At 70.4% G+C, this 6516-nt stretch carries 7 protein-coding genes and 2 pseudogenes; 3 read left to right on the top strand and 6 right to left on the bottom strand.

The window, feature by feature from the left end:
• From AC27IO_RS18750 to AC27IO_RS18740, 3 genes and pseudogenes are all read right to left on the bottom strand, one after another.
• Positions 1-1980 (bottom strand): annotated as a pseudogene (locus tag AC27IO_RS18750) (Clp protease N-terminal domain-containing protein); the annotation flags it as partial.
• Between the two features lie 176 nt (positions 1981-2156).
• The gene (moaE, locus tag AC27IO_RS18745; protein WP_498740137.1) at positions 2157-2678 is read right to left on the bottom strand and encodes a molybdopterin synthase catalytic subunit MoaE; all 522 of its coding nucleotides are present in this window, start codon (positions 2676-2678) and stop codon (positions 2157-2159) included.
• Positions 2679-2712: 34 nt separating this feature from the next.
• Positions 2713-2952: a hypothetical protein gene (locus AC27IO_RS18740; RefSeq protein ID WP_272567946.1), complete on the bottom strand. Its 240-nt coding sequence runs from the start codon at positions 2950-2952 to the stop codon at positions 2713-2715.
• Positions 2953-3129: 177 nt separating this feature from the next.
• Between AC27IO_RS18740 and AC27IO_RS18735 the strand changes: the two genes are divergently transcribed.
• From AC27IO_RS18735 to AC27IO_RS18725, 3 genes and pseudogenes are all read left to right on the top strand, one after another.
• The gene (locus AC27IO_RS18735; protein ID WP_272567945.1) at positions 3130-3384 is read left to right on the top strand and encodes a hypothetical protein; all 255 of its coding nucleotides are present in this window, start codon (positions 3130-3132) and stop codon (positions 3382-3384) included.
• 12 nt (positions 3385-3396) lie between these two features.
• On the top strand, positions 3397-3747 hold the full coding sequence (locus tag AC27IO_RS18730; RefSeq protein ID WP_284405968.1) for a hypothetical protein: 351 nt from the start codon (positions 3397-3399) through the stop codon (positions 3745-3747).
• Positions 3748-4065: 318 nt separating this feature from the next.
• Positions 4066-5021: pseudogene (locus AC27IO_RS18725) on the top strand (dihydrodipicolinate synthase family protein).
• Positions 5022-5055: 34 nt separating this feature from the next.
• Here the strand turns inward: AC27IO_RS18725 and AC27IO_RS18720 are convergent.
• The 3 genes from AC27IO_RS18720 to AC27IO_RS18710 all read right to left on the bottom strand — a co-directional run.
• Positions 5056-5493, bottom strand: a complete 438-nt coding sequence (locus tag AC27IO_RS18720; protein ID WP_317359324.1) for a nuclear transport factor 2 family protein — start codon at positions 5491-5493, stop codon at positions 5056-5058.
• A gap of 37 nt (positions 5494-5530) precedes the next feature.
• Positions 5531-5788 (bottom strand): molybdopterin converting factor subunit 1, encoded by a 258-nt coding sequence (gene moaD / locus AC27IO_RS18715; RefSeq protein WP_272551613.1) that lies wholly within the window; start codon positions 5786-5788, stop codon positions 5531-5533.
• The coding region (locus AC27IO_RS18710; protein WP_498740134.1) for a molybdopterin molybdotransferase MoeA at positions 5785-6516 on the bottom strand (732 nt) is incomplete at its 5' end. The genes AC27IO_RS18710 and moaD, both read right to left, overlap by 4 nt.

Here is a 6516-nt window from a genome sequence, read left to right as displayed (position 1 = left end):
TAGCCCACGTAGCCGGGCGGCGCGCCGATCAGGCGGGCCACCGAATGCTTTTCCATGAACTCGCTCATGTCGATGCGGATCAGGTGGTCTTCGCTGTCGAACAAAAAAGCCCGCCAGCGCCTTGCACAGCTCGGTCTTGCCCACGCCCGTGGGGCCCAGGAACAGGAACGAGCCCGTGGGCCGGTTGGGGTCGGACAGGCCCGAGCGCGAGCGGCGGATGGCATTGGCCACCGCGGCAATGGCCTCGTCCTGGCCCACCACGCGCTCGTGCAGCTTGTCTTCCATCTGAAGGAGCTTGTCCTTCTCGCCCTGCATCATCTTGGCCACGGGGATGCCGGTGGCGCGGCTCACCACCTCCGCGATCTCCTCGGCGCCCACCTGGGTGCGCAGCAGGCGCGGGGCGCTGCCTGCGCCGTCCTTGCCGGCTTCCTTGGCCTGCGCTTCCTTGAGCTGCTTTTCCAGATCGGGCAGCTTGCCGTACTGCAGCTCGGCCACCTTGTTGAAGTCGCCCTTGCGGGTGAACTCCTCGATCTGGAACTTGAGCTTGTCGATGGCCTCGCGCACGTGCGCGCTGCCTTGGGCCTGGGCCTTTTCGGACTGCCAGATCTCGTCGTAGTCGGCGATTTCCTTTTGCAGCCTGGCAATCTCTTCCTCGATCAGCGCGAAGCGCTTTTGCGAGGATTCGTCCTTCTCGCGGCGCACGGCCTCGCGCTCGATCTGCAGCTGGATCAGCCGCCGGTCGAGGCGGTCCATGACCTCGGGCTTGGAGTCCATCTCGATCTTGATCTTGGACGCGGCCTCGTCGATGAGGTCGATGGCCTTGTCGGGCAGGAAGCGGTCGGTGATGTAGCGGTGCGACAGCTCGGCCGCGGCCACGATGGCCGGGTCGGTGATGTCCACGCCATGGTGCACCTCGTACTTTTCCTGCAGCCCGCGCAGGATGGCGATGGTGGCCTCGACCGTGGGCTCGCCCACGAGGATCTTCTGGAAGCGCCGCTCCAGGGCCGCATCCTTTTCGATGTACTTGCGGTATTCGTCGAGCGTGGTCGCGCCCACGCAGTGCAGCTCGCCGCGCGCCAGCGCCGGCTTGAGCATGTTGCCCGCATCCATGGCGCCTTCGCCCTTGCCGGCGCCGACCATGGTGTGCAGCTCGTCGATGAAGACGATGGTCTGGCCCTCGTCCTTGGCCAGCTCGTTCAGCACGCTCTTCAGGCGCTCCTCGAACTCGCCGCGGTACTTGGCGCCGGCAAGCAGGGCCGCCATGTCCAGCGACAGCACGCGCTTGCCCTTGAGCGATTCCGGCACCTCGCCGGCCACGATGCGCTGGGCCAGGCCTTCCACGATGGCGGTCTTGCCCACGCCGGGCTCGCCGATCAGCACGGGGTTGTTCTTGGTGCGGCGCTGCAGCACCTGGATGGCGCGGCGGATCTCGTCGTCGCGGCCGATCACGGGGTCGAGCTTGCCGATGCGGGCGCGCTCGGTCAGGTCCAGGCAGTACTTGGCGAGGGCGCCACGCTGGCCTTCGGCCTCGGCGCTGTCCACCTTCTGGCCGCCGCGCACGGCGTCGATGGCGGCCTCCAGGCTCTTGCGGGTCAGGCCGTTGTCCTTGGCGATCTGGGCGGCGTCACCCTTGCTGTCCACCAGCGCGAGCAGGAACAGCTCGCTGGCGATGAACTGGTCGCCGCGCTTGATGGCCTCCTTCTCGGTCGCCTGCAGCACGCGGCCCAGCTCGGGGCCGCCCTGCACCTGATCCTGCCCGTGCACCTGGGGAAGGCGCTTGACCGCGGCCTCGGCCGCGGACAGCAGCCCCGGCACGTTGGCGCCGGCGCGCTGCAGCAGTGCCCGCGGACCGTCTTCCTGGCGCAGCATGGCGACCAGCATGTGCACGGGTTCGATGTAGGCGTTGTCGTTGCCCAGCGCCAGCGACTGCGCGTCGCTCAGGGCTTCCTGGAACTTGGTGGTGAATTTGTCGAGACGCATGGTTGAAATGTCCTCCGAATTGCAACGCAGTTGGGGGAGGTGGAGGCACATTTCAAGCGCGCGCCCCACAGCAGGCCATGCGCCAGATCAAATTCAGGCAGGCATCTCAAAAAAATGCCAAATGCTCACTTATCGATAGCAAAACGCCCTAGTGGAATATGCGGCGAAGGCCTTTTTTACCCCAAACCCTCATCCGCATTGGGAAGGGCCGCGATGCCCCAGCGCGCCAGCGCGGCGTCGTCGCTCACCCGGGCGTCGACCCAGCGCGCGCCCTGGGGCGTGACCTCCTTCTTCCAGAACGGCGCCTGGGTCTTGAGGTAGTCCATCAGGAACTCGCAGGCCTGAAAGCCCTGGCCCCGATGGGCCGAGGTCACCGCCACCAGCACGATCTGGTCCTGCGGCTGCAGCAGCCCCACACGGTGCACCACGCGGGCGCCAAACAGCTCGAAGCGGCGCAGCGCCTCGTCCACCATGGCTTCGATGGACTTCTCGGTCATGCCGGGGTAATGCTCCAGCTCCATCGATGCGACGGCGTCGCCGGCATTGTGATCGCGCACGGTGCCCACGAAGCAGCACACCGCGCCCACCCGCGGATCGCCGGCGCGCAGGGCCGCCAGTTCGGCGGACACGTCGAAGTCGGCCACCTGGACGGCCACGCGGGGCGGGGCGATGGGGAGTGGCGCGGGAACAGGGTTCATGGCCGCTGCGAAAGGGGTCTGGCGCCGGTGCGGCTCATGGCGAGCGGTGCAGGCGCGGGGCGGAGAGCAGGCCGCGCTCTTCCTCGATGATCTGGTCGAGCTGGCGCCGTGCGGGGGACGCCGGCACGCGCGCCAGCATGGCCTGCAGCCGCACCACGTCGTTCACCGACGGCGCGACCTTCACCTGTGCGATGGCCGCCTGGGTGTTGCCACCCTGGATGAGGGCGAAGACCTTGCCGGCCCACTCGTCTTTGTCTCTCGAATTGCGTGCCATGCGGCGGTGTCCTTGTGCGTGCGTTCGCAAACCGCGATTGTCATGGAAACCGCCGGGCCGCTGGCGCCGGCCGGGAAAAGAGCGCCTTTGCTAAAGTGGCCGGCTTGCCAGGCATGCCGCCGCGCCCGCCTCTTGCGCCTTGCACCGCTGCCATTCCCCCTTCGCTCTCCTTTCCGCATGGCCACCCAGACCGTCACCACCGACCGCTACAAGCTCTTTCCGTCACCGCGCAACCAGCACCGCGTGGTGTTCGAGCACGAGGTCTTCCAGCCCCACCCCTACGCGCTGATCGACCTGCCCAGCTACGACCTGCGGGGCCGCTACAGCCTGTTCGCCGCCCACCGCCTGGCGGACGGCAAGATGGGCCAGCTGGCCACGTTCGAGCTGGCCGAGGACGCCGAGCGGTTCGCGCGCCTGTTCACGCCCGACTGAGCCGCATCCGCCATGCACGACGAGAACCAGATCCACGTCCCGCCCTCGTTCCTGGCCGTGTACAGCGACGCCCGCCAGCGCCTGTCCGAGCCGGTCGCCGTGGTGCGCGAGCGCTACGAACTGTGCGAAGACCTGGCCAGCCATCTGGTGGAGCAGGCGCAGACGCTCTACCACGTGCAGGCCCCGTCGGAGGCCGAGATCCTGCTGCGCATCCACGCCGGGCTGGCCACGCCCGGCTCCGGCGTGGCGCCACCCGAGGCGCGCTGGATCACGCTGCGCCTGGCCGAACTGCTGAACTGGCGCTGCCCGGAACTGCCGCCCCCTTCGGACGAGGTTCCGCAAGGCGACGCCCCTGCGCCCTAGCCCCGCCACCCAGCGCGAGGGCACCGCCAGCGGCGCGACGGAGGGCCTGTACCGGCGCACCCTGGCTATACTGCCCCCCATGCCTTCGCACACCCCCTCGCCTTCGCGGACCCTCCGGTCCGTGGCGGCGTGCGCAGGCAAAGCCAAAAAACCCCAGCTCATCTGACCGGAGCTGCGCTGCGGGTCCGTCCGGATGAGCGACGGAACCGCGCGGCAGGCACCCTTTCCCCTTTTTTCTTTTTGAACGCCTGCCGCTTTGCCGGTCGGCGCACGCATCCCTGGACGGCTCCCTCGGTCGTTGCCTGAAAGGATGTTCCCGTGCGTTCACATTCCACCCACTCCCATGCCACCACCCGCCCTGCCCCCCCGCGGGCCCGTGGCGATTTCTCCGGCCTCTGGATTCCCCTGGTCACCCCGTTTCGCCACGGCGCCGTGGACCATGACGCCCTGAAGGCCCTCGTGCAGCGGCTGCGCGGCACGGGCATCGCGGGGTTCGTGGCCTGCGGCTCCACCGCCGAAGCCGGGGCGCTGGACACGCCGGAGCAGGACGCCGTGCTGGCACGGTGCTCGCGCACGCGGGCGGCCTGCCGGTGGTCATGGGCGTGTCGGGCTGCCACATGGGCCAGGTGCTGGCGCGGGTGCGCAGCCTGGCCCCGCAGCCGCTGGCCGGGCTGCTGGTGCCGGCGCCGCATTCCATCCGGCCGTCGCAGGCCGGGCTGCAGCAGTGGTTCAGGGCGATCGCCGATGCCAGCGCGGTCCCGCTCATCGTCTACGACATTCCCTACCGCACCGGCGCCACGCTCGACCTGGCCACCTTGCGCGGCCTGGCGGCGCACCCGAATCTCCGCGCCGTGAAGGACTGCGGCGGCAGCCCGGCGAAGACGCAGGCGCTGATCGCAGACGGCGCGCTGCAAATGCTGGCGGGCGAGGACGCCCAGGCCTTCACCACCGTCGCGCTCGGGGGCGCCGGGGCCATCGCCGCGAGCGCGCACTGGCAGACGGCCGAATGGGTGGCCTGCCTGGACGCCGTCGCGGCCGGGGACCTGGTGCAGGCACGCGGGCTCTGGCAGGGGATCGTTCCGTGGGTGGAGCGTTTCTTCGCCGAGCCCAACCCCGCCCCCATCAAGGCCCTGCTGGCCGCGCGGGGCGAGATGGCGGACGAACTGCGCGCGCCGATGACGTCGGCCTCGCCCGCACTGGTACAGCGGCTGCAAGAGGCCCTGGCGGCCCTGCCGCGCGGCGAGCCGGCCGCCATCGCACCCCAGGGCGCTTAAGAGCCTGCGGGAGACGGGCCTCGGGCCGCCGCCATCAAGGCGGCGGCACCCCTTCGGCCCGTGCCGTCGGGGGTTCGGATTCGCCGGGGCCGCCGGGCGCGGCAGGCGTGCCCTGGTGGAAGCACATTTGCCACCCGCGCGCAGACCGCTCCCAGACCGAAGTGCGCAGCGTCCACCGCTCCAGGGTTCCGTCGTCCAACCGCTGCGCCGATCGGTACGTGAGCAGCGCGGCGAACTCACCGAGACGCCGGACCTCGAAACGGTCCGCGACCACCACGGCATGCTGCGCCTGGGCCGGCAGTTGCGAGAGGACGTCCGCCTTGGTGTAGACCGCGCCGGAGCGGCCGAACTCGCGGAAGTCGTCGTGCAGCAGTGCGTCCAGCCGGGCGGCGTCCTGGCGCGCGGCCGGCCGGTGCAACTCCACCTCCAGGGCCTGCAGCAACGGCAAAAGGGGCGCGTCGGAAGCAGGCATCGAAAAGGGGCGCGTCAGGCCACGGGCGCGCCGGCCTTCAGCCGCCCGTGACGGGCGGAAAGAACGCCACTTCCGCCCCATCGGCCAGCGCTGCGGATTCGTCGCTCAGCGTCTGGTCGAGCGCCATGCGCACCGCGCGGCCGCGGCCCAGGCTGTGCGCCCAGGGCCCGCCGCGCGCGATCAGTTCGTCGCGCAGCGCGCCCAGCGTGGCCGCCTGCGTGGCCAGGCGTTCGCTGCCCTGCCCCACGGCCTCGCGGATCGCGGCGAAGTAGCGCACGGTGACGGTGCGGCTCATGACTGCAGCTCCGCCCAGGGAATGAAGCGCACGGTATCGCCCCGCGCGATGGTCTGGCCGGCCGGGGTGTCCACCACGCCGTCGCCCCAGGCGACCGACGTGAGCACGCCCGATCCCTGGTGGGGAAACAGGTCCAGCCCGCCCGCCGCATTGCGCCGCACGCGCAGGAACTCGCGGCGCCGGTCCGCGCGCGGCCAGTCGAAGTCGGCCGTGGCCGCCACGCTCTGCGGGGCGACGGCCTGCACGCCCTGCAGCCGCAGCAGGAACGGGCGCACCAGCAGCGCGAAGGTCATGAAGCTCGATACCGGGTTGCCCGGCAGCCCCATGAAGTGCGCCGCGCCGATGCGGCCATGGGCGAAGGGCTTGCCGGGCTTCATGGCGATCTGCCACAGGTCCAGCCGGCCCAGGGCCTCGACGGCGGGCTTGACGTGGTCTTCCTCGCCCACCGACACGCCGCCGCTGGTCAGGATCAGGTCGTGCTCCAGGCTGGCGCCACGCAGCGCCTCCAGCGTGGCCTCGCGCCGGTCCGGCACGATGCCCAGGTCGGTCACCGCGCAGCCCAGGCGGCGCAGCAGCCCCCGCAGGAAGAACCGGTTGCTGTTGTAGATGGCGCCGGGCGGCATGCGGGCCGGGTCCACCTCGCCGGGCATGACGAGTTCGTCGCCGGTCGAAAACAGCGCCACGCGCGGGCGCCGCGCCACGGTGAGCCGCGCCAGGCCGATGCTCGC

This window comes from Acidovorax sp. KNOB132 (genome assembly GCF_057541515.1).
The sequence above is the reverse complement of the archived record's forward strand: the minus strand, read 5'-3'. Positions and strand labels throughout refer to the sequence as shown.

Coding starts and splice junctions, on each gene's coding strand:
- moaE (WP_498740137.1), bottom strand. CDS start 2,678: ATGAACCCTGTTCCCGCGCCACTCCCCATCGCCCCGCCCCGCGTGGCC.
- AC27IO_RS18740 (WP_272567946.1), bottom strand. CDS start 2,952: ATGGCACGCAATTCGAGAGACAAAGACGAGTGGGCCGGCAAGGTCTTC.
- AC27IO_RS18735 (WP_272567945.1), top strand. CDS start 3,130: ATGGCCACCCAGACCGTCACCACCGACCGCTACAAGCTCTTTCCGTCA.
- AC27IO_RS18730 (WP_284405968.1), top strand. CDS start 3,397: ATGCACGACGAGAACCAGATCCACGTCCCGCCCTCGTTCCTGGCCGTG.
- AC27IO_RS18720 (WP_317359324.1), bottom strand. CDS start 5,493: ATGCCTGCTTCCGACGCGCCCCTTTTGCCGTTGCTGCAGGCCCTGGAG.
- moaD (WP_272551613.1), bottom strand. CDS start 5,788: ATGAGCCGCACCGTCACCGTGCGCTACTTCGCCGCGATCCGCGAGGCC.